This window comes from Falsiroseomonas ponticola, from assembly GCF_016805305.1.
In the GTDB taxonomy this organism is placed as follows: Bacteria; Pseudomonadota; Alphaproteobacteria; order Acetobacterales; family Acetobacteraceae; genus Falsiroseomonas; species Falsiroseomonas ponticola.
The window spans coordinates 179,006-198,298 of the sequence record NZ_JAERQN010000005.1 but is presented as its reverse complement, the minus strand read 5'-3'; the positions used below and the strand labels follow the sequence as shown (position 1 = coordinate 198,298).

General features: G+C 73.2%; 19 protein-coding genes. 9 read left to right on the top strand and 10 right to left on the bottom strand.

The annotated features are described in order from the left end of the window. Positions 1 to 101: 101 nt before the first annotated feature. Genes JJI54_RS16530 through JJI54_RS16510 form a run of 5 tightly spaced genes read right to left on the bottom strand, consistent with a single transcriptional unit; the run spans position 102 to position 4,900 of the window. Complete coding sequence (locus tag JJI54_RS16530; RefSeq protein WP_203074120.1) at positions 102 to 1,307, bottom strand: mandelate racemase/muconate lactonizing enzyme family protein; 1,206 nt, start codon at positions 1,305 to 1,307, stop codon at positions 102 to 104. Further along, positions 1,304 to 2,266 carry a Bug family tripartite tricarboxylate transporter substrate binding protein gene (locus JJI54_RS16525; RefSeq protein ID WP_203074119.1) on the bottom strand — a complete coding sequence of 321 codons (963 nt, stop codon included), beginning with the start codon at positions 2,264 to 2,266 and terminating at the stop codon, positions 1,304 to 1,306. Before JJI54_RS16525 ends, JJI54_RS16530 begins: the two co-directional genes overlap by 4 nt. 28 nt (positions 2,267 to 2,294) lie before the next feature. Further along, a complete protein-coding gene (locus JJI54_RS16520; RefSeq protein WP_203074118.1) occupies positions 2,295 to 3,203 on the bottom strand; it encodes a dihydrodipicolinate synthase family protein in 909 nt (302 codons plus the stop codon). A gap of 7 nt (positions 3,204 to 3,210) precedes the next feature. Continuing rightward, entirely contained in the window at positions 3,211 to 4,173 is a 963-nt protein-coding gene (locus tag JJI54_RS16515) for a Bug family tripartite tricarboxylate transporter substrate binding protein (protein WP_203074117.1), read from the bottom strand. Positions 4,174 to 4,210: 37 nt separating this feature from the next. Further along, positions 4,211 to 4,900 carry a GntR family transcriptional regulator gene (locus JJI54_RS16510; RefSeq protein ID WP_203074116.1) on the bottom strand — a complete coding sequence of 230 codons (690 nt, stop codon included), beginning with the start codon at positions 4,898 to 4,900 and terminating at the stop codon, positions 4,211 to 4,213. A 68-nt stretch (positions 4,901 to 4,968) separates the two neighbouring features. Between JJI54_RS16510 and JJI54_RS16505 the strand changes: the two genes are divergently transcribed. From JJI54_RS16505 to lexA, 8 genes are all read left to right on the top strand, one after another. Beyond that, the gene (locus JJI54_RS16505; protein WP_203074115.1) at positions 4,969 to 5,439 is read left to right on the top strand and encodes a hypothetical protein; all 471 of its coding nucleotides are present in this window, start codon (positions 4,969 to 4,971) and stop codon (positions 5,437 to 5,439) included. Between the two features lie 90 nt (positions 5,440 to 5,529). Continuing rightward, positions 5,530 to 7,110: a vWA domain-containing protein gene (locus tag JJI54_RS16500; protein WP_203074114.1), complete on the top strand. Its 1,581-nt coding sequence runs from the start codon at positions 5,530 to 5,532 to the stop codon at positions 7,108 to 7,110. A 64-nt stretch (positions 7,111 to 7,174) separates the two neighbouring features. Continuing rightward, the gene (locus tag JJI54_RS16495; RefSeq protein ID WP_203074113.1) at positions 7,175 to 7,765 is read left to right on the top strand and encodes an anthranilate synthase component II; all 591 of its coding nucleotides are present in this window, start codon (positions 7,175 to 7,177) and stop codon (positions 7,763 to 7,765) included. Beyond that, complete coding sequence (gene trpD / locus JJI54_RS16490) at positions 7,762 to 8,790, top strand: anthranilate phosphoribosyltransferase (protein WP_203074112.1); 1,029 nt, start codon at positions 7,762 to 7,764, stop codon at positions 8,788 to 8,790. The genes JJI54_RS16495 and trpD overlap by 4 nt, the downstream gene beginning before the upstream one ends. Positions 8,791 to 8,798: 8 nt before the next feature. After that, on the top strand, positions 8,799 to 9,617 hold the full coding sequence (gene trpC / locus JJI54_RS16485; protein WP_226381829.1) for an indole-3-glycerol phosphate synthase TrpC: 819 nt from the start codon (positions 8,799 to 8,801) through the stop codon (positions 9,615 to 9,617). 1 nt (position 9,618) lies between these two features. Continuing rightward, the gene (gene moaC / locus JJI54_RS16480) at positions 9,619 to 10,092 is read left to right on the top strand and encodes a cyclic pyranopterin monophosphate synthase MoaC (RefSeq protein ID WP_203074111.1); all 474 of its coding nucleotides are present in this window, start codon (positions 9,619 to 9,621) and stop codon (positions 10,090 to 10,092) included. Then, the gene (locus tag JJI54_RS16475; protein ID WP_203074110.1) at positions 10,092 to 11,297 is read left to right on the top strand and encodes a molybdopterin molybdotransferase MoeA; all 1,206 of its coding nucleotides are present in this window, start codon (positions 10,092 to 10,094) and stop codon (positions 11,295 to 11,297) included. Before moaC ends, JJI54_RS16475 begins: the two co-directional genes overlap by 1 nt. Before the next feature lie 192 nt (positions 11,298 to 11,489). Then, complete coding sequence (gene lexA / locus JJI54_RS16470) at positions 11,490 to 12,227, top strand: transcriptional repressor LexA (RefSeq protein ID WP_203074109.1); 738 nt, start codon at positions 11,490 to 11,492, stop codon at positions 12,225 to 12,227. A 40-nt stretch (positions 12,228 to 12,267) separates the two neighbouring features. Here the strand turns inward: lexA and JJI54_RS16465 are convergent, their stop codons facing one another. The 4 genes from JJI54_RS16465 to JJI54_RS16450 all read right to left on the bottom strand — a co-directional run bounded on the left by JJI54_RS16465 (position 12,268) and on the right by JJI54_RS16450 (position 16,063). Then, complete coding sequence (locus JJI54_RS16465) at positions 12,268 to 12,423, bottom strand: hypothetical protein (RefSeq protein ID WP_203074108.1); 156 nt, start codon at positions 12,421 to 12,423, stop codon at positions 12,268 to 12,270. An 85-nt stretch (positions 12,424 to 12,508) separates the two neighbouring features. Next, the gene (locus JJI54_RS16460) at positions 12,509 to 14,728 is read right to left on the bottom strand and encodes a ComEC/Rec2 family competence protein (protein WP_203074107.1); all 2,220 of its coding nucleotides are present in this window, start codon (positions 14,726 to 14,728) and stop codon (positions 12,509 to 12,511) included. A gap of 50 nt (positions 14,729 to 14,778) precedes the next feature. Beyond that, entirely contained in the window at positions 14,779 to 15,210 is a 432-nt protein-coding gene (locus tag JJI54_RS16455) for a septal ring lytic transglycosylase RlpA family protein (protein WP_226381828.1), read from the bottom strand. A 76-nt stretch (positions 15,211 to 15,286) separates the two neighbouring features. Continuing rightward, positions 15,287 to 16,063 carry a S1 family peptidase gene (locus tag JJI54_RS16450; RefSeq protein ID WP_203074106.1) on the bottom strand — a complete coding sequence of 259 codons (777 nt, stop codon included), beginning with the start codon at positions 16,061 to 16,063 and terminating at the stop codon, positions 15,287 to 15,289. A 271-nt stretch (positions 16,064 to 16,334) separates the two neighbouring features. Here JJI54_RS16450 and JJI54_RS16445 point away from each other — a divergent pair, with 271 nt between their 5' ends. Continuing rightward, the gene (locus JJI54_RS16445; protein ID WP_203074105.1) at positions 16,335 to 17,090 is read left to right on the top strand and encodes an ImuA family protein; all 756 of its coding nucleotides are present in this window, start codon (positions 16,335 to 16,337) and stop codon (positions 17,088 to 17,090) included. Positions 17,091 to 17,349: 259 nt separating this feature from the next. Here JJI54_RS16445 and glmS read toward each other — a convergent pair whose 3' ends face one another. Then, entirely contained in the window at positions 17,350 to 19,173 is a 1,824-nt protein-coding gene (glmS, locus tag JJI54_RS16440; RefSeq protein WP_203074104.1) for a glutamine--fructose-6-phosphate transaminase (isomerizing), read from the bottom strand. Between the last annotated feature and the right edge of the window lie 120 nt (positions 19,174 to 19,293).

Here is a 19,293-nt window from a genome sequence, read left to right as displayed (position 1 = left end):
GAAGATCAGCGCCGGCAGCAGCAGATAGGCGGTGGTGGCGAGGAAAAGGCGATCCGGCGCCGCGCCCCCGAGCGCGGCGTCGAGGTCGAGCCTTCCGTCGGCTAGGCCCGGCTTTCCCGCACGCTCGCCCGCCTGCGCGTATCCGCCTGCAGCGCCGTCCCCAGCCCCGGCCCCTGCATGGGCAGGCAGTAGCCCCGCTCCACCCGCGGCAGCACCGTCACCAGGTCCCGGTACCAGGTGGCCAGCGTCGCGCGCACCACCTCCTGGAAGATCGCCGTCGCGGCGTGCAGCGCGAAGTGAAGCGACGCCACCAGCGTCACCGGCCCCGTGCAATCGTGCGGCGCCACCGGCCGCGCCCAGGCTTCCGCCATGGCCGCGATCTTCCGCGCCTCCGTCAGCCCTCCGCACCAGGTCAGGTCCACCATGACGATGTCGGTGGCGCCAGCCACCAGGAGGTCCCGGAACGCCACCTTGCCGCCCAGGGTTTCACTGGCGCAGATCGGCACGCCGGGTGCCATGCGCCGCAATTCCGCCAGCGCCGCCGTGTCGTCCATCTTGAGGATCGGGTCCTCCACCCAGAAGGGGCGGATCGGGGCGAGCGCGTTGCAGATGCGCGACGCCGCCGGCAGCGACCACATCGAATGGAGTTCCGCCATCACCTCCATCCGGTCGCCAACGGCGGCCCTGATCTTCTCGAAGGGCTCGATGCCCTTGTTGAGATCCGCGAGGTTGATGAGCTGCCCGCCGGATTCCGCCGCATGGATGTCGAAGGGCCAGATCTTCATCGCCGTGAAGCCCTCCTCCAGCAGCGAATGCGCCAGCTCATCCGGGGCGTTCATGAAGGCGACCTGGTCGTCATAGGGCCCGGCGCGATCCTCCGCGCCCTGCACTTCCCGCCGGTTCGGGCGGGAATTGTAGTCGTAGCCCGCGCAGGTGTTGTAGGCGCGGATGCGGTCGCGGGAGAGGCCGCCCAGCGCCTCATGCACCGGCACGCCGAGCCGCTGCCCCGCCAGGTCCCACAGCGCGATGTCGATGGCGGAGGCCGCGCGCATCTCCGCGCTCGATGCGCCGAAGCCGACATAGGGCGTCATCAGGAAGCGGTGGTGCCGCTCGATGTCGCGGGCATCCTTGCCGAGGAGATAGGGCGCCACGAGGTCGTGGATCTGGCCCTCGACGGCCGCGGCGCCCCGGAATGCCTCGCCGAGGCCGGTGAGCCCTTCCGCCGTCTCGATCTCCACCCAGCAGAGATTGGCGCGTTCCGGTACGCGCAGCGTGCGGACGCAGGTGATCTTCGACGAGGCGCTCATTCCGCGCGAATCCCCTGCTTGGCGACCACCTCGGCCCAACGCGCGACCTCGGCCCGCATGTAGGTATCCATCTGCGCCGGCGTGCCGCCGAGCACCACCACGCCGAGATCGGCCATGCGACGCCGCACCGCCTCATTCTCCAGCGCGCGGCCGAAGGCCGTGTTGAGCGCGGCGATGGCGGGCTGGGGCGTGCGCATGGGCGCGAGGAAGCCGAACCAGCTGTCGATCGCCATGCCCTCCACGCCCTGTTCCGCAAAGGTCGGCAGGTCCGGCAGTTCCGGCAGCCGCGCCGCGCTGACCGCCGCCATGGGCCGCACCGCGCCGGCACGGATATGCGGCAGGATGGAGGGCAGGTTGTCGAAGAAGACGTCGATGCGCCCCGCGATCAGGTCGGTCGTCGCCGGCCCCGATCCGCGATAGGGCACGTGCTGCATCTCGATCCCCGTCAGGGACCGCAGCAGTTCCGGCCCGATATGGTTGGAGGCACCCACACCGGAGGAGCCGTAGGTCAGCGCCCCCGGCCGCGCGCGCGCCAGCGCCAGCAATTCCTGCACGTTCTGCGCCGGCAGGTCGCGCCGCACGCTCATCACGTTGCGCACCGCGCCGGTCAGGATGACGGGCGCCAGGTCGCGCAGCAGGTCGTAGCCGGGATTGGCGTAGAGGGAGGGATTCGCGCCGCAGGGCCCGAAGCTGCATTGCAGGATGGTCGTGCCATCCGCGAGGGCGCGCGCCACCTCGGCCGCCGCGATGTTGCCGCCGGCGCCGCCCCGGTTCTCCACCACCGCGCCGCGCGGCAGGAAGGGACCCGCGGCTTCCGCCAGCACGCGGGCCATGATGTCGCTGGTCCCGCCCGGCGGCGCGGGCACGATGATGCGGATCGGGCGCTCCGGCAGATCCGCCGCCGCCGCCGGCAGGCAGAACAGCAGCGCGGAGAGCGCGCCCAGCAGGCGTCGCTTCATGACACGTTTCCTTCCCCAACCGGCTACTTCAGCCGGCGTTCTTGACCCAACTCGCGAGCACGCCCTGCAGCGCCTCGGTCGCCGCCGGCGCCAGCGGCCAGGCGGCGGGCGGTCGTGCCGCACCGACATCCTCGCCCTTGAGCGCCAGCGCCGCCTTCACGACGGAGACGTTGGCGCCATTGCCTTCCTGTGCGCGCAACTTCTCGAAGTTCTCGATGGCGACCACGGCCTGGTCCGCCGCCTCGAAGTCGCCGGCCTCCAGCGCGCGCAGCACCGCCATCGACAGATGCGGCGCCACGTTGATGACGCCGGAGGTGAAGCCCCGCGCCCCCATCGCCGTCATCGGCGGCGCCCAGGGCTCCGCCAGGCCGCAGATCCAGGCGAGGTGCGGCGCCGCCCGCCGTGCCGCCGCCAGGTTCAGCAGGTTGGGCGTGGCCCATTTCACCCCCGCCACCCCCGGCACGGCGCAGAGCCGCGCGATGGCATCCAGCCCGCCGCTGTCATCCCGCAGATAGAGCAGCACCGGCAGCCCATCCGCCGCCTCCGCCACGCGCTCCACATAGGCGCTCACGCCCCGCGGCGCGCGGAAGGGGTCGGGCGGCTGGTGGATCATGATGGCGTCGCAGCCATCCGCCTTCGCCGCCTTCGCGAGCGACGCCGCCTCCTTCACGCTGCGCCCGACGCCCGCCACCACGATGGCGCGCCCGGCCACCAGCCCCGGCACCGCCGCCTGCATCCGCCGCGCTTCCTCGAGAGTCAGGCCGTAGAACTCGGAGGTATTGCCATTGACCGTCAGCGCCCCGATGCCGGCGCCGACCGCGCGATCGATGATGGGCGAAAGCCGCGCCGGCACCGGCTGGTCATCCCCATCGAAGGGCGTGACCAGGATGCCGGAGACGCCGCGCAGCGCCGCCGCCACGCGTGCCGATACTGCCATCCGTCCCTCACTCCACCCGGAGATTGGCGCGCCGCGCCACATCGCCCCAGCGCCGCGTCTCCGCCGCGATGAAGGCCCTGAACTCATCCGGGCTGCTGCCCACCAGCGTGAAGCCCAGCTCCGTCAGCCGCGCCGCCAGCGCCGGCTCCCGCAGCGCCGCCACCGCTTCCGCATGCAGCCGCGCGACGATGGCGGGCGGCGTATTGGCCGGCGCGAAGAGCCCGTGCCAGGACAGGCTCTCGAAGCCCGGCAGCGCCTCCGCGATCGCGGGCACATCGGGCGCCGCCGCGATCCGTTCCTTGGCTCCGACGCCAATCAGCCGGATGCGCCCTTCCCGGGCCAGCTGCAGAACCGAGGAAAGATTGTCGAAGGACATCGGCGTCTCGCCGGACATGACAGAGGTCATGACGCCGCCGCTGCCGCGATAGGGCACATGCACCACCTCCGCGCCCACCAGCTGCGCGAAGGATTCGCCCGCGAGATGCGTGGAGGTGCCGACGCCCGAGGTCGCGTAGCTGTAGAAGCCCGGCCGCGCCTTCACCAGCGCGATGAACTCGGCCAGATTCCGCGCCGGCACGTCGTTGTTGATGACCAGCGCATTGGGCTGGTGCGACAGCTGCGTGATGGGCGCGAAGTCGCGCAGGTTGTCATAGGGCATCCGCGCCATGATGGCGGGGTTGATCGCGTGGCTGCTGATCGTGCCCATGCAGATGGTGTTGCCATCCGGCGCCGCCCGCGCGCAGGCCTCGGCCCCGATGTTCCCGCCCGCCCCCGGCCGGTTCTCCGCCACGAAGCTCTGGCCGAGACGGCGGCCCATCTCGATGGTGACGAGGCGCCCGAGCGTATCCGTCACGCCGGCGGCGAAGGGGATGATCACGCGGATGGGCTGGGACGGCCAGGGCCGCGGCTGCGCCAGGGCCGGCAGCGGCAGGGCGACGGCAAGCGCCCCCAGCAGGTGGCGACGGTTCATTGGTTCCTTCCTCCCTCGGTGCATGGGCGCCGCCCCGTCAGGGCAGCGCGACGGATAGTGATCTCAGCGCATGGGCCTTCATGGCGGCCTCCGCCGCCTGGGGCTCGCCCGCGATGATCGCCTCGACGATGGCCTGGTGTTCGGCCAGCGCGGTGGCGCGTTCCTCCGCGGTGGAGAGGATGCGCTCCCGCGTCAGGTGGTCATAGGCGCGCAGCCCCTCCAGCAACCGCGTCACGTCGCGGCTGGCGGCGGCGGCGTGGATCGCATCGTGCAGTGCCTCATTCGCCAGCGTCACCGCGGCCGCATCCTCGCTCCGCATCGCGCCGGCGATCGCCTCCAGCCTGGCCCGCATCGCGGCATGGTCAGCCGCCGTCGCGCGTTCCGCGGCCAGCCGCGCGGAGACCGCTTCCAGCGTCGCGCGGATCAGCCCGATCTCGAACAGCCGGTCCCGGCCGAGATCCGCCACATAGGTCCCGCTGCGGGGCCGCGTCTCCACCATCCCCTCCACCTCGAGCCGCCGCAGCGCCTCCCGCACCGGCTGGGCGGAGATGTCGAGCGCCGCGGCCAGGCCGCGTTCGGAGATGCGCTGGCCGGGCGCCAGGCTGCCGGCCACGATCGCCTCCCGGATCCGCGCATAGGCGCGCGCGGCCAGCGACTGCAGGTCGGTCTCGGTGAAGGGGCGAAGGACAGACAGGGCGGACGTTTCCCGTGTGAATGCATCTACCATGGCAGATGGCAGCGGGGCGTCAATCCATGCGGTTGGAACCACGCGATACCCGATCGTGTTGATCGCGCATGACCCTCCCCAACCTGCTTCCCTCCGCGCTGATCGGTGCCGTTGCGAGTGCGCGCTCCATGACCCCCATGGCCACCATCGCCACCGCTCGGTTGGCGGGCAGCCGGATGCCGGGGCGGCTCTTCCTGCTGGACCATACGCTGTTCAAGGTCGGCGCGCTGGTCATGGCGGTGGGCGAATTCCTGGGCGACAAGCTGAAATCTGCCCCCGACCGCACCGTCGCCCCCGGACTGGTGGCGCGCGTGGCGAGTGCCGGCATCGCCGGTGCGGCGCTTGCGCCCAGGGGGCGGGAGCGTGACGGCGCCGCCATCGCCGTCGCCGCCGCCATCCCGCTGGCCTATCTGACGCTCGATGGCCGCAAGCGCGCCATGGCCCGCATCGGCCAGACCCGCAGCGGGGTGATCGAGGATGCGCTGGTCATCGCCGCGGGGGCGCTGACCGTGGCGCTGGCCATCCGGCAGCGGCGCTGACGGGAAGGCGGCGCCCCGGCTGCGCCGCCGGCCTGCCACGACTCGGCCACGATGCGATATCGCAATGGCGCCGTCATCGGAGACGCCGCCATGCCACCTCGCCTCCCCCGCCTTGCTGCTGCGCTGCTGCTGCTGGTCGCAACGGCCTGCTCCTATTCGCCCATGCCGGCCGGCACGCCGCTGGCGCCGGTGGCCGCCGCTCCGGCTGTCGGCGCCGCACCCCCCGCCCCCGCCGCACCGCCGGATGCTCACCGCTTCGCCAACCTCCCCGACCAACCCTGGCAGAGCGCGGCGGAAGCGCCGGTCTCCACCTTCTCGGTCGGTGGCGACACCGCCTCCTACACCCTCGCGCGGCGGCTGATCGAAGCGGGCTCCATGCCCCAGCCCGCCATGGTCCGGCCCGAGGAATTCCTGAACGCCTTCACCTACGCCTATCCCCGCCCCGCCTCCGCGGCCGAGCCGATCGCCACCTTCGTCTCCGTCCACCCCTCCCCCTGGAATGCCGATCGCCGCCTGGTCCATATCGGGCTGCGCGCCTGGCAGCCGCCGGCCGCCCAGGCCCGCCCCCGGCTGAACCTGGTGGTGCTGGTCGATGTCTCGGGCTCCATGGCGCCGGAGGACCGCCTGCCGCTGCTGCAACGCGGCTTCGCGATGCTGCTGCCGGAATTGCGGGCGGAGGACCGCATCTCCCTCGTCACCTATGCGACCGGCGTGCAGGTGGTGCTCGACAATGTCCGGGGCGATGACCGCGCGGCGCTGGAGGCCGCCATCAACGGGCTGCGCGCCGCCGGCGGCACGGCGGGCGGCGCGGCGCTCGCCACCGCCTACAGCCTGGCCGCCAAGAACCTCGATCGCGGTGCCATCAACCGCGTGGTGCTGGCCACCGATGGCGACTTCAACATCGGCATCCGCACGCCCGCGGAGATGAAGGACTTCATCACCCGCGAACGCGAACGGGGCATCTACCTCACGACCATCGGCGTCGGGCTCGACAACTACAATGACCGCACGCTGCAGGCGCTGGCCCGCGCCGGCAACGGCACCGCCATCTATGCCGGCAACCTGCAGGACCTCCGCCGCGGCCTGGTGGAAGATTTCGCCGCCAACATTGTCCCCGCCGCCGATGACGTGAAGGCGCAGGTGGAATTCAACCCCGCCGTGGTCAGCCATTACCGCCTGATCGGCTACGAGACCCGGCAACTGCGCCAGCAGGATTTCCGCGACGACCAGGTGGATGCCGGGGAGCTCGGCTCCGGCCGCAGCGTGACCGCGATCTATGAGATCGTGCCCGTCGGCGCCGCCCGCGCGCCGGTGGAACCGCTGCGCTACGCCGCCCCCGCGCGCCGCCCGGCCGCGAATGCGGAGATCGCCTTCCTCCGCATCGCCTATAAGCGCCCCGGGGGGCGCGCCAGCCAGGAACTGGCCCGCGCCATCACGCCCCGCGATGCGCATGGAACGCTGGAGGCCGCGCCGGAGGATGCCCGCTTCGCCGCCGCCGTCGCCGGCTTCGCCCAGTTGCTCCGGCGGTCCCCCCATACCGGCGACTGGGGCTTCGCCCAGGCCGCCGCCCTGGCCAATGCGGCGCGCGGCGTGGACGAGGACGGCCGCCGCGCGGAATTCGTGGCGCTGGTCCGCCTGGCCGCCGCCCGCTACCCGATGGGGCCACGCTGACGCAGCCCCGCCCCGCTTCCGCCACACTTGATTAACCGCGGGCGCGGGGCGACCATCGCACCGCATGATCCTGCTGATCGACAATTACGACAGCTTTACGTGGAATCTCTACCACTTCCTGGGCGACCTTGGAGCGGTGGTGGAGGTTCGGCGCAATGATTCCCTGTCGGCCGACGAAGCCCTGGCCCTGAAGCCGGACGCCATCGTCCTCTCCCCCGGCCCCTGCACGCCGAATGAGGCGGGCATCTGCCTCGATGTCATCGCCGCCGCGGCGGAGGAACGCCTGCCCTTGCTCGGCGTCTGCCTCGGCCACCAGGCCATCGGCCAGGCCTTCGGCGGCAAGGTCGTGCGGGCGCCCGCGCCCGTGCATGGCAAGGTCTGGGACGTGAACCACGGCGGCACGGACATCTTCGCCGGCCTTCCCTCCCCCTTCCGCGCCACCCGCTACCATTCCCTGGTGGTGGAGGACCTGCCGGAGACGCTGATCCCCACGGCCCGGACCGCGGACGGCCTGGTCATGGGCCTGGCGCACCGCGACCTGCCGATCTGGGGCGTCCAGTTCCACCCCGAGAGCATCGCCTCCGAGCACGGCCACGACATGCTGCGCAACTTCCTGGCGCTGGCTGCGCAACGCAACGCCTTCGTCCCCGCATGAAGAAAATCCTGGCGCGCCTCGCGCAGGGCGAGCGGCTCGCGGAAAGCGAGGCCGAGGCCGCCTTCGGCATGATCATGGCCGGCGAAGCGACCCCCGCCCAGATCGCCGGCCTGCTCATGGCCATGCGCGTGCGGGGCGAGACGGTGGCGGAGATGACCGGCGCCGTGCGGGCCATGCGCGCCCGCATGATCGCGGTTGAAGCGCCGCCGGATGCCATCGACATCGTCGGCACGGGTGGCGACGCCGCCGGCACGCTGAACATCTCCACCGCCGCCGCCCTGGTCGTGGCCGGCGCGGGGGTGAAGGTGGCCAAGCACGGCAACCGCGCGCTCTCCTCCCGCTCCGGCGCGGCGGATGCGCTCTCGGCGCTTGGCATCCCCGTGATGGAAACGCCGCTGGATCGCCTGCCGGCCGTGCTGGCGGAAGCCGGCATGGTCTTCCTGATGGCGCCCCGCCACCACTCGGCACTGCGCCACGCCGCCGGCCCGCGCGTGGAACTCGGCACCCGCACCATCTTCAACCTGCTGGGCCCGCTCGCGAATCCCGCCCGGGTGAAGCGGCAGATGACCGGCGCCTTCGCCCCCGAATGGCTGCGCCCGATGGCGGAGACGCTGGCCCGCCTCGGCACCGAACGCGCCTGGCTGGTGCATGGCATGGGCCTCGATGAACTGACGCTCGCCGGCCCCTCCCAGGTGGTGGAGCTGAAGGACGGGCTGATCCGGGAATTCGAGGTTTCGCCCGAGGATGCCGGCCTGCCCCGCGCCCCGGCGGAATCGCTCCGCGGCGGCGACCCGGCGGAGAACGCGGCCGCCCTGCTGGCGTTGCTGGAAGGCGCCCCCGGCCCCTACCGCGACGTCGTGCTGCTGAACGCGGCCGCCGGCCTGGTCGTGGCGGGGGTCGCGCCCACGCTGCGCGATGCCGTGCCCCTCGCGGCCCGTTCCATCGATGGCGGCGCGGCGCTTGGTGTGCTCAACCGCCTCCGCGCCGCCGCGGCGCCGCCTGCCCCCCCTGAACCGACCGCCTGAGTCCCCCCATGAACGCGACTACCCCCGCCATGTCCGACACCCTGGCCCGCATCCTCGCCGACAAATACGAGGAGGTGCGGGAGCGTTCGGCCGCCGTCAGCCTGCATGAGATGGAGAAGCGCGCCGCGAGCGCCGATGCGCCGCGGGACTTCACCCGCGCGCTCTGCGACGCGGTCGGCGAAGGCCGCGTCGGCCTGATCGCGGAGATCAAGCGCGCCTCCCCCTCCGGCGGCCTGATCCGCGACCCCTTCGAGCCCGCGACCATCGCCCAGGCCTATGAACGGGCGGGCGCCGCCTGCCTCTCCGTCCTGACGGACGGCCCCTGGTTCCAGGGCGACCTCGGCCACATGGTCCAGGCCCGCGCCGCCTGCTCCCTGCCCGTGCTGCGCAAGGACTTCATGGTGCATCCCTGGCAGGTCTTCGAGGCCCGGGCGATGGGCGCCGATGCCATCCTGCTGATCCTGGCCGCGCTCTCCGACGACCAGGCGCAGGAGCTGGAGGATGTCGCCCGCTCCCTCGACATGGCCGTGCTGGCGGAGGTGCATGACCGCCGGGAACTGGACCGGGCGCTGGGGCTGGAGACGCGGCTGATCGGCGTGAACAACCGCGATCTCAAGACCTTGGTGACCGATCTTGGGACGTCGGATGAGTTGATCCCGCTGATCCCCGCGGATCGCATCCCGGTCGGCGAAAGCGGCATCCGCACCCCCGACGATGTCCGCCGCCTGTGCCGCGCCGGCGCCCGCTGCCTGCTGGTCGGCGAGCACCTGCTGCGCCAGCCGGATGTGGAGGCGGCGGCCCGGGAACTGATCACCGCCCTCGACTGAGATGACCAAGCTCACCCATTTCGACGAGGCCGGCCGCGCCGCCATGGTGGACGTCTCCGCCAAGGCGGAAACGAGCCGCACCGCCACCGCCCGCGGCCGCGTGGTCATGCAGCCGGCAACGCTGGCCCTGATCCAGGCCGGCCAGGTCGGCAAGGGCGATGTGCTGGGCGTGGCCCGCATCGCCGGCATCATGGCCGCGAAGAAGACGAGCGACCTGATCCCCCTCTGCCACCCCCTGCTGATCTCCAAGGTCACGGTGGACCTGGTGCCGGTGGCCCCCGATGCGGTGGAGATCGAGGCGACGGTGAAGCTCACCGGCCAGACCGGGGTGGAGATGGAGGCGCTGACCGCCGTCACCGTCGCCGCGCTCACGGTCTATGACATGGTCAAGGCCGCCGACCGCGCGATGCGGATCGAGGATGTGCGCCTGGTCCACAAGTCAGGCGGCAAGTCCGGCACCTACGAGGCCCCCTGATGCTCTCGGTCGAGGAAGCGCGGGCCCGCATCCTGGCCGGCCTGGCCCCGACCCCGGCGGAGGCCATGGCCCTGCCGGAGGGCTGGTCCCGCATCCTCGCCCGCCCCGTCATCGCGCGCCTGACGCAGCCGCCCGCCGATGTCTCCGCCATGGATGGCTATGCCGTGCGCGCCGCCGATGCGGTGCTGGGCGCGAAGTTGGCCGTGGTGGGGTCGGCCCCCGCCGGCCACCCCTATGCCGGCCGCGTCGGCCCCGGCCAGGCCGTCCGCATCTTCACCGGTGCCTTCATCCCGGAAGGCGCGGATGGGATCCTGCTGCAGGAGGACGCCGTCGCGGCGGATGGCGTGGTGGAGGTGCGGGAGGCCGTGCGCGCCGGCCGCTGGGTGCGCCGCCGCGGCCTCGACTTCACGGAGGGCGAGGCGCTGCTCGCCCCCGGCCGGCGCCTCACCGCCCGCGATGTCGGCCTGGCCGCCGCCGCCAACCACCCCTGGCTGATGGTCCATCGGCGTCCCCGCATCGGCATCCTGGCGACAGGCGACGAGATCGCGCTCCCCGGCGACCCCATCCCCCCCGGCGGCATCGTCAGCAGCAACGCCCACGCCATCGCTGCCATGGTCCGCGCCGGCGGCGGCGATCCCCTCGTGCTGCCCATCGCCCCCGATGACCGGGAAGCCATCGCCGCCACCGCGGCCGCGGCCCGGGCCTGCGACCTGCTGGTGACGACCGGCGGCGCCAGCGTCGGCGACCATGACCTGATCCAGACCGCGCTGGGGCAGGACGGCTTCGCGCTGGATTTCTGGAAGATCGCCATGCGGCCGGGCAAGCCGCTGATCTGGGGGCGGCTCGGCACCACCCCCGTGCTGGGCCTGCCGGGCAACCCGGTCTCCGCCATGGTCTGTGCCGTGCAGTTCCTGATGCCGGCGCTTTCCGTGCTGTCCGGCGAACCGGCGGCACCCCCGCCCACCATCCAGGTCCATGCCGGGGCGCCGCTGCCGGAGAACGACAGGCGCTTCGACCACCTCCGCGCCACCCTGTCCCGGGACCGGGATGGCCGCGTCGTGGCCACCCCCTTCCCGCAGCAGGACAGCTCCATGCTGAAGACCCTGGCGCGGGCGGAAGCGCTGATCCTGCGCGCCCCCCACGCCCCCGCCCTGCCCGAGGGCGCGGCGGTGGAGGCGATTCCGCTGGACCGCCTCGGCCTCTGATTCGCCCGATTCCTGGGCAGATGCGCGCTCAAGAATCTCGATTCAGCCCAGGTTTTTCCTGGGTCTGTGGAAAACATTTGACGGCATCGCAGGAACCTACATAGAACATCCACGTCGGTTGCTTGTTTGTTCGGGGCGAAGGCGCCCCCACCCCGCGGACCGCACCGCGGGGAACCGGCAGTGGAGAAACCCATGCTCACGCGCAAGCAGCACGAATTGCTGATGTTCATCGACCGGCACCTGCGCGCCACCGGCTTCTCCCCGTCCTTCGAGGAGATGAAGGAGGCGCTGCGCCTCAAGTCGAAATCGGGGATCCACCGCCTGATCACGGCGCTGGAGGAACGGGGCTTCCTGAAGCGCCGCGCGCATCGCGCCCGCGCGCTGGAAGTGCTGCGGCTGCCGGAGAATGTCTCCCCCCGCAGGGCCGATCCCGCGCCCGTCGCCACGCCGGCGGCGGCGCCCGCCGCGCCCGCCTTCACGCCCAATGTCATCCGCGGCAATTTCGCCCCCGGCCTGGCCGGCGTGCAGAAGACGGCGAATGACAGCGCCGCGGTGCAGCTTCCCCTCTATGGCCGCATCGCCGCCGGCATGCCGATCGAGGCGCTGCGCGACACCACCGCGATGGTGGAGGTCCCGGCCGCCCTGCTGGCGGGCGGCGAGCACTATGCGCTGGAAGTCGCCGGTGATTCGATGATGGAGGCCGGCATCCTGGACGGCGACACCGTCATCATCCGCCGCGGCGACACGGCGGAGAACGGGTCCATCGTGGTGGCCCTGGTGGATGAGGCGGAGGTGACGCTGAAGCGCCTGCGCCGCCGGGGCAATTCCGTCGCCCTGGAACCGGCCAACCGCGCCTATGAGACGCGGATCTTCGGACCCGACCGGGTCCGGGTTCAGGGCCGCCTGATCGGCCTGCTGCGGAAGTACTGAACAGCGAAGGCCCGGCCGCCTGGCCGGGCCCTTCAGCCCCTCAATACGGGTCCCATTCGGACAGGCGCTGCTCGCGCCACGCATGCAGCCGCTGCCACGCCGTCAGCGCGCCGGCACCCAGCAGCAGCCCCATGGCGACAAGGCCGATATCCATCAAGGCCGGATGGGCGGTGATCGTCGCGATCATGTCCTGCATTCCCTCGTTTCCGTCCCCGTATCCTGCGCGTCGGGGTGATAAGAAACGGTAACCAGCGCCGTTCCGGCCGGTCCCGGCCAGTTGATCAGCCGCCGGGGTCCAGCGGCGCCAGGGGCAGCGCCTCCGCCCGCCCCGGCAGCGGCACCGGCGGCACCCAGGGGCGGTCCCCCCGCCAGGCGCGGTCCGACACCACCCGCGCCCCCGCCGTGCCCAGCCAGGCCGCCTGCGCGCCATCCCGCCACATCGCGAAGCGGTCGATCGTCACCCCCTGGCCGCAGCGCGGGCGCACCGGCTCCAGCGCCAGGATCAGCGCCGCCCGCCCGCAGGCCGCCGCCAGCGCCGCCGCATCCGGCGGATCGGCCCGGCGGCCCCTCGCCGGAGGCGAACTGCCGCGCGCCGGAGGCGGGCTGCGCAGCAGCACGGCCTCCCCGGCATCCGCGCGCGGCCGGAACCGGCAGGCGGAGGGCGTGCAGGCGATGGCGCCGCCCGCCGCCTCCCCGCTCTCCGGCAGGGGCCGCGCCTCCGTCACGCCGAAGGCCCGCAGCATGGCGTCGCGGGTGAAATTGGTGGCGCCCGGCACCCGGTGCAGGAACACCCCCTCCGCCGTCCGCAGCGCCACGATCCGCGCATCCGGGGAGACGAGCACGTCCGGCGCCGGCGTCACCTGCCCCGCCGCCAGCCCCGCCGCCACCACCGGCACGCCCAGCAGCCGCGCCCCGCCCCGCCAGAGGCAGAGCCAGCAGAAGCCGAAGGCGGCGAGGCCCAGCCCCCAGCCCGGCAGCGGCACCATCACCGGCGCCGCCTCCGGCCAGGCGGCCACCTGCCGCGCCACCCACAGCACCCCCTCCGTCCCCCAGCCCATCACCGCCAGCGGCCAGGCCTCCAGCCCCAGCGGCAAGGCGAGCATGGCCACCAGCCCCGCCGGCATGATGAGGAAGGAGGTCAGCGGCACCGCCAGCGCATTGGCCGCGATGCCATAGACCTGCAGCCGCCCGAAATGATGCAGCCCGAAGGGCGCCGTCGCCGCGCCGGCCAGGGCGGAGGTCGCGACCAGCCCCAGCCCCACCAGCGCCACCCGCCGCCAGGCCCGCGGCCCCGCCACGCCCCCGGCCCGGAAGCGCGCGATGGGCTGCCGCAGCGCCTCATGCCCCGCCACCAGCGCCAGCACCGCGGCGAAGGACATCTGGAAGGACGGCCCCGCCACCTCCGCCGGTGCCACCAGCAGCACCGCCGCGGCCGCCACCGCCAGCACCCGGAGCGACAGCACCCGCCGTCCGGCCAGCATCGCCACCGTCATCAGCGCCGCCATACCGAGGCATCGCTGCATCGGCACCTGCGACCCCGTCAGCACCATGTAGAAGGCCCCCGCCGCCAGCGCGGCCAGCGCCGCCACCGGCTTGGCCGGCACCCGCAGCGCCAGCCAGGGCACCAGCGCGATCGCGCCCCGCAGCAGCCCGAAGACCAGCCCGATGACGATCGCCATGTGCAGGCCGGAGACGGACAGCAGATGCGCCAGGCCGGAATCCCGCATGGCCTGCATGGCGGGCTCCGGGATCGCGCTCTGCGTCCCCGTCAGCAGCGCCGCCGCCACCGGCCCCGCGGCGCCCGGGATGGCCTCCGCCACCCGCCGGTCCAGCCAGGCGCGCAGCCCGGCCAGCAGCGGCGCCGCCTCGCCCGGCTCCACCGCCACCGGCCCCAGCGCGAAGCCGGACCCGCCGAGCCCGCTGAAGAAGGCCGCGCGCTGGAAATCCCACCCGCCCGGCACCGCCGGCATGCCCGGCTGCCGGACCAGCGCCCGCAGGGTGACGACGTCACCCGGCTGCGGCCGCGCCGGATCCTCCGCCCGCATGCGCACGCGGATGCTGCGCGGCAGCGCCTCCCCCTCCCCGATCCGGGCCTGTTCCAGCACCAGGCGCCGCCCCTCCGGCAGGGGCTGCACCTCCGCCACCACGCCCGTCACCACCACCGCGCCGAAGGGCAGCACCAGCGGCGGCGGCTGGCGCGCGGCATGCCAGCCCGCCACGCCGAGCCCCAGCAGGAAGGCCGCCGCCAGGCCGGTCGCCCAGCCCAGCAGCAGCCAGCGCCGCGCCAGCCAGAAGCCCAGCCCCGCCAGGGGCGGCACCAGCCAGAGCGGCTGCCACGCCGGCTCCCGCTCCAGCGCCAGGTAGTGCAACACCCCCGCCCCCAGCGCCACCGCCAGCCAGGGCGCGAAGCGTCCCTGCTGCCGCGCGAGCAGCTCCAGCGCCCCCACCCGCAGGCGGGCGAGGACGCCGGGCCGTTCGGCGAAGGGCAGGGCCAGGGACATGTCGCCGGATCGTCGTCATTTCCGGCGCAACATACAACCTGGTGTTGAGACTACTCGTCCCGTCCGGCATCGGCCTGGCGGCCGATCGGGCGCACCTCCACCGGCGCCGTCCCGCTCTCCCGCATGCCCAGCTCATCCGCCGTGCGCGGGGAGACATCGATGATCCGGCCCCGGACATAGGGGCCGCGATCCTCGATCACGACCGTCCGGCTCTCCCCGTTCCGCAGGTTCGTTACCTCCGCCACCGTGCCGAGCGGCAGGGTGCGGTGCGCGGCGGAATTGGAGCCGGGGTCGAAAGGCTCGCCATTCGCCATCGGCCGGCCCGTGAAGCGCTCCGGATGGTAGAAGGAGGCCTGGCCCCGCTGGGCCTGGCCCGGCGATTCGGTCGCCACCGCCTCGCCCGGCGCCACCGGGCCCAGGGCCGGTGCCGCGCAGGCCGCCAGCGCCAGGGCCGCCACCATCGCCATTCGTGTCTTCCGCATCCCGCTTTCCTCCTGCTGCCCGTGCCCCCGCCACGGCGTTCCGCCTGATTGGCGGGCAGGCGACGTGGCGGGACGCTCAGGGTTGCGGGACGCTCACGGCATGGTGGGCCAGCAAGGGGGCGGAGGGCGCGATCCGCTCGGATTCCCGCATCGCGGCCTCGATGGATAGGAAGAAAACCTCCCTGCCCGCCGGCCCGCGCGCGATTCCATCCAGGTCCATGCCGGTCAGCGCCGCCAGCACCGTGGCGCCGCCCGCCCCCGGCAGCGCCGTGACCAGGCCGTGCAGCCGCCCCGCCTGGTCCAGCGCCGGACCGCCCGAATAGCCCATCAGCGCGCCGATCCGGGCGGTGAAGCCCTCGCCCCGCCCCGGCATCACCGCGGCCGGCCGCGTCACCACCCCGACAGCCATGGCCGGCCCGGCGGAGGGCGCGCCCAGCGCCCATAGCCGATCCCCCGCCTCGGGGCCCCGCGGCGCCACCGGCACCGGCTCGAACACCCCCACCGGCACCGCCAGCACCGCCAGGTCCATCGCCACGCTGCGCGCCAGCACCCGCGCCTCCGCCCGCCCCACCCCATCGCCACGGCGGGCCTCCACCACCGTCACGCCCGCGGGCAGCAGATGCGCGCTCGTCAGCAGCCGCCCCGGGGCCACGGCCACGGCCGATCCCAGCGGGGCCCCATGGCTGGACAGCGCCGCGAAGCCCCAGGCGGCCACCGCCGCGGCCGGCGTGGCCCGCGCCTCCTCCGCCGGCAGGCGGGCACAGCCGGCCAGGGACAGCAGCAGCCCCAGCGCAAGCCAGGGGGCGAGGCGCGGCGCCAGCCAGGCCATGCGCAAAAGCGGGGCGACTCGCATCCTCGGGGTCCCGACAAGAAGCCCCCGGGTTGTGCGGCAACAAGGTTAACCCGCCGTATGGTTGGAAACGGCCCGCCCGCCCCCGCTCACGCCATCTGTCGGAACGATCATCCATCTCCTTGTTCGTGAAGGATCAAGGGCGATCATATCGCTTCCATCTTCCCAAATGGCTTGACCGCGACCACCTCGGGGTCGGAACATAGCAAGAACAGCCATGGCCCCCGATATCCCCTCCCCCCTCGCCGCGACGCCCCCGCCGGATGGTCCCCCCATGGACTCCCTCCCCATGGACCGGCCCGCCCTCATGGCCGCGCTCCGCGCCCGCATCGGCCGCCTGGAACGAGGCGGCGCCGCCTCCGCCCTCGCCCGGGCCGAAGCCGGCGCCGTGCCGCTGGCCGATTCCATCGACGCCACCCTGCCCGATGGCGGCCTGGCCCGCGCCGGGCTGCACGAGATCCTGGCCGCCGAAACCGGCGCCGCCACCGGCTTCGCCAGCCTCATCCTCGGCCGCGCCAGCGCCGGCCCCCAGGGCCACAGCAAGCCCATCCTCTGGATCGGGCCGGACCCGGATGCCTGGCCCTCCGGCCTCTCCCGCTACGGCCTCTCCCCCGCCGCCCTCGTCATGGTCCGCGCCCCCCGCCCCGCCGACGCCCTCTGGGCCATGGAGGAGGCGCTGCGCTGCCCCGCCGTCGCCGGCGCCCTGCTGACCCTGTCGGACATCGACCTCACCGCCGCCCGCCGCCTCCAGCTCGCCGCCGAAGCCGGCGGCGCCCTCGGCCTGCTGCTCCGCCCCGATACCGAGGAACCCGGCCCCTCCGCCGCCCTCACCCGCTGGCGCGTCAACGCCCTGCCCAGCCTCGGCGGCAACCAGCACACCCTCGGCGACCCCCGCTGGTCCCTCGACCTGCTCCGCTGCCGCAGCGGCCAACCCCGCAGCTGGACCGCCACCTGGCGCACCACCCTCGACCGACTGGACACCGAAGCGGACACAACCCCGATGCCGGCGACAAGGCGACGGCGGGCGTAGCGGGGGGGCTGGTGTCGCGCCGGTTGATTCCAGGAGGGGCGTTGCCCCTCCCGGACCCTCCCCACCAGGGTCCAACGGGACCCTGGACCGCGAGCAATGGGGTGGGGAAAGAGGGGGCCGGAGCGACCGTGGCACGGGTGCGCCGGCCCCCTCTTTCCCCACCCCATCCCATGGTTTCCAAAGGCCCGCTGGCCTTTGGTGGGGGAGCGCGAGGGGGCAAAGCCCCCTCGTGAATCACCAGCGCGACAGCCGCCCCCCGCTACTCCACCGTCACGCTTTTCGCCAGGTTCCGGGGCTGGTCCACGTCGGTCCCTTTCAGGGCGGCGACGTGGTAGGCCAGGAGTTGCACGGGGATGCTGTGCAGGATCGGTGCCGCGAAGGGGTCGATGCCCGGCAGGGTGATGACCTGTTCGGCGAAGCGGCCGAGGGCCTGGGCGCCGGCGTCGTCGGTGAAGGCCATGATGCGTCCGCCGCGGGCCGCGGCTTCCTGCAGGTTGGAGGCGGTCTTCTCGAAGAGGGGTCCGCTCGGGCAGAGGGCGATCACGGGCACGGCCGGGTCGATCAGGGCGATGGGCCCGTGCTTCATCTCGCCTGCCGCATAACCTTCGGCGTGGATATAGCTGATTTCCTTGAGTTTCAGCGCCCCTTCCATGGCGATGGGGAACATGGATCCGCGGCCCAGGAACAGCACGTCCCGCGCGGCCATGATTTCCCCGGCCAGGGCCTTGATGCGGTCGTCCTGTTCCAGCACGGCGGCGGCGTGGCCGGGGATGGAGAGCAGGGCCTGGGTCAGCCGTTCCTCCTCCGCCGCGTCGATCGTGCCGCGGGCGCGGGCGAAGCCGAGCGCCAGGCAGGCGAGGACGGAGAGCTGGGCGGTGAAGGCCTTGGTGGAGGCGACGCCGATCTCGGGCCCCGCGACCGTCAGCAGCGCGGCGTCGGACAGGCGCGCCATGGTGCTTTCGGGCACGTTGACGATTGAGAGCACGCGCTGCCCGCCTTCCTTCAGCAGGCGGAGCGCGGCCATGGTGTCCGCCGTCTCCCCGGATTGGGAGACGAGGATGGCGGCCCCGCCTGGCGCCAGCGGCGGGTCGCGGTAGCGGAGTTCGCTGGCGACATCGGCGTCGCAGGGGATGCGGGCGAGCTGTTCGATCCAGTAGCGCCCCACATGGGCGGCCAGGAAGGCGCTGCCGCAGGCGGAGAGCGTCAGGCGCGGCACCACCGCCGGGTCGAAGGGCAGGCGCGGCAGGCGCACGGCGTGGGTGCCGGGGTCGAGGTACTGGCGCAGCGTATCGCCGATGACGGCGGGGTGCTCGTGCAGTTCCTTTTCCATGAAGTGGCGGTAGTTGCCCTTGCCGACCGCGGCGCCGGAGACGGCGGTGACGACGATGGCGCGCTCCACCGGCCGGTCGGCGGCATCGTGGAAGCGGGCGCCGGCTTCCGTCACCTCCACCCAGTCGCCTTCCTCGAGATAGGCGATGCGGCGGGTGAGCGGCGCCAGGGCCAGGGCGTCGGAGCCGAGGAACATCTCCCCCTCCCCGAAGCCCACGGCCAGCGGCGCGCCCTGCCGGGCGCCCAGCAGCAGTTTCGGGTGGCCGGCGAAGATGGCGGCCAGCGCGAAGGCGCCGTGCACGCGCTTGAGTGCCGCGGCGAAGGCGGCGGTGGGGGCCAGGCCCTGGGCCAGCAGGTGGTCCAGCAGGCGGACGAAGGTCTCGGTATCCGTCTCCGTCTCGAATACCGCGCCTTCGGCTTCCAGTTCGGCGCGCAGTTCGGCGTGGTTCTCGATGATGCCGTTATGGACCACGGCGACGCGGCTGGTGGCGTGGGGGTGGGCGTTGCGTTCGGTCGGCGCGCCATGCGTCGCCCAGCGCGTGTGGCCGATGCCGGTGGTGCCCGGCAGCGGGTCCTGCCCCAGCACGGCGGCCAGGTTGCCGAGCTTGCCTTCCGCCCGGCGGCGATCGATGCGGCCCTCCACCAGGGTGGCGATGCCGGCGCTGTCGTAGCCCCGGTATTCCAGGCGCCGCAGCGCTTCCAGCAGCAGCGGGCCCGCCTCGGCCCGGCCGATCACCCCCACGATCCCGCACATGAAGCCGGCCGTCCCCCTGTAGGCTATCCGGCGCGGAGATTAGGCGATGCCCCCGCCCCGGCGGAATGCTGCGCCGCCGCAAACCGTGGCGGGGCCGATCATAAGATGCTTCGCCAGGTT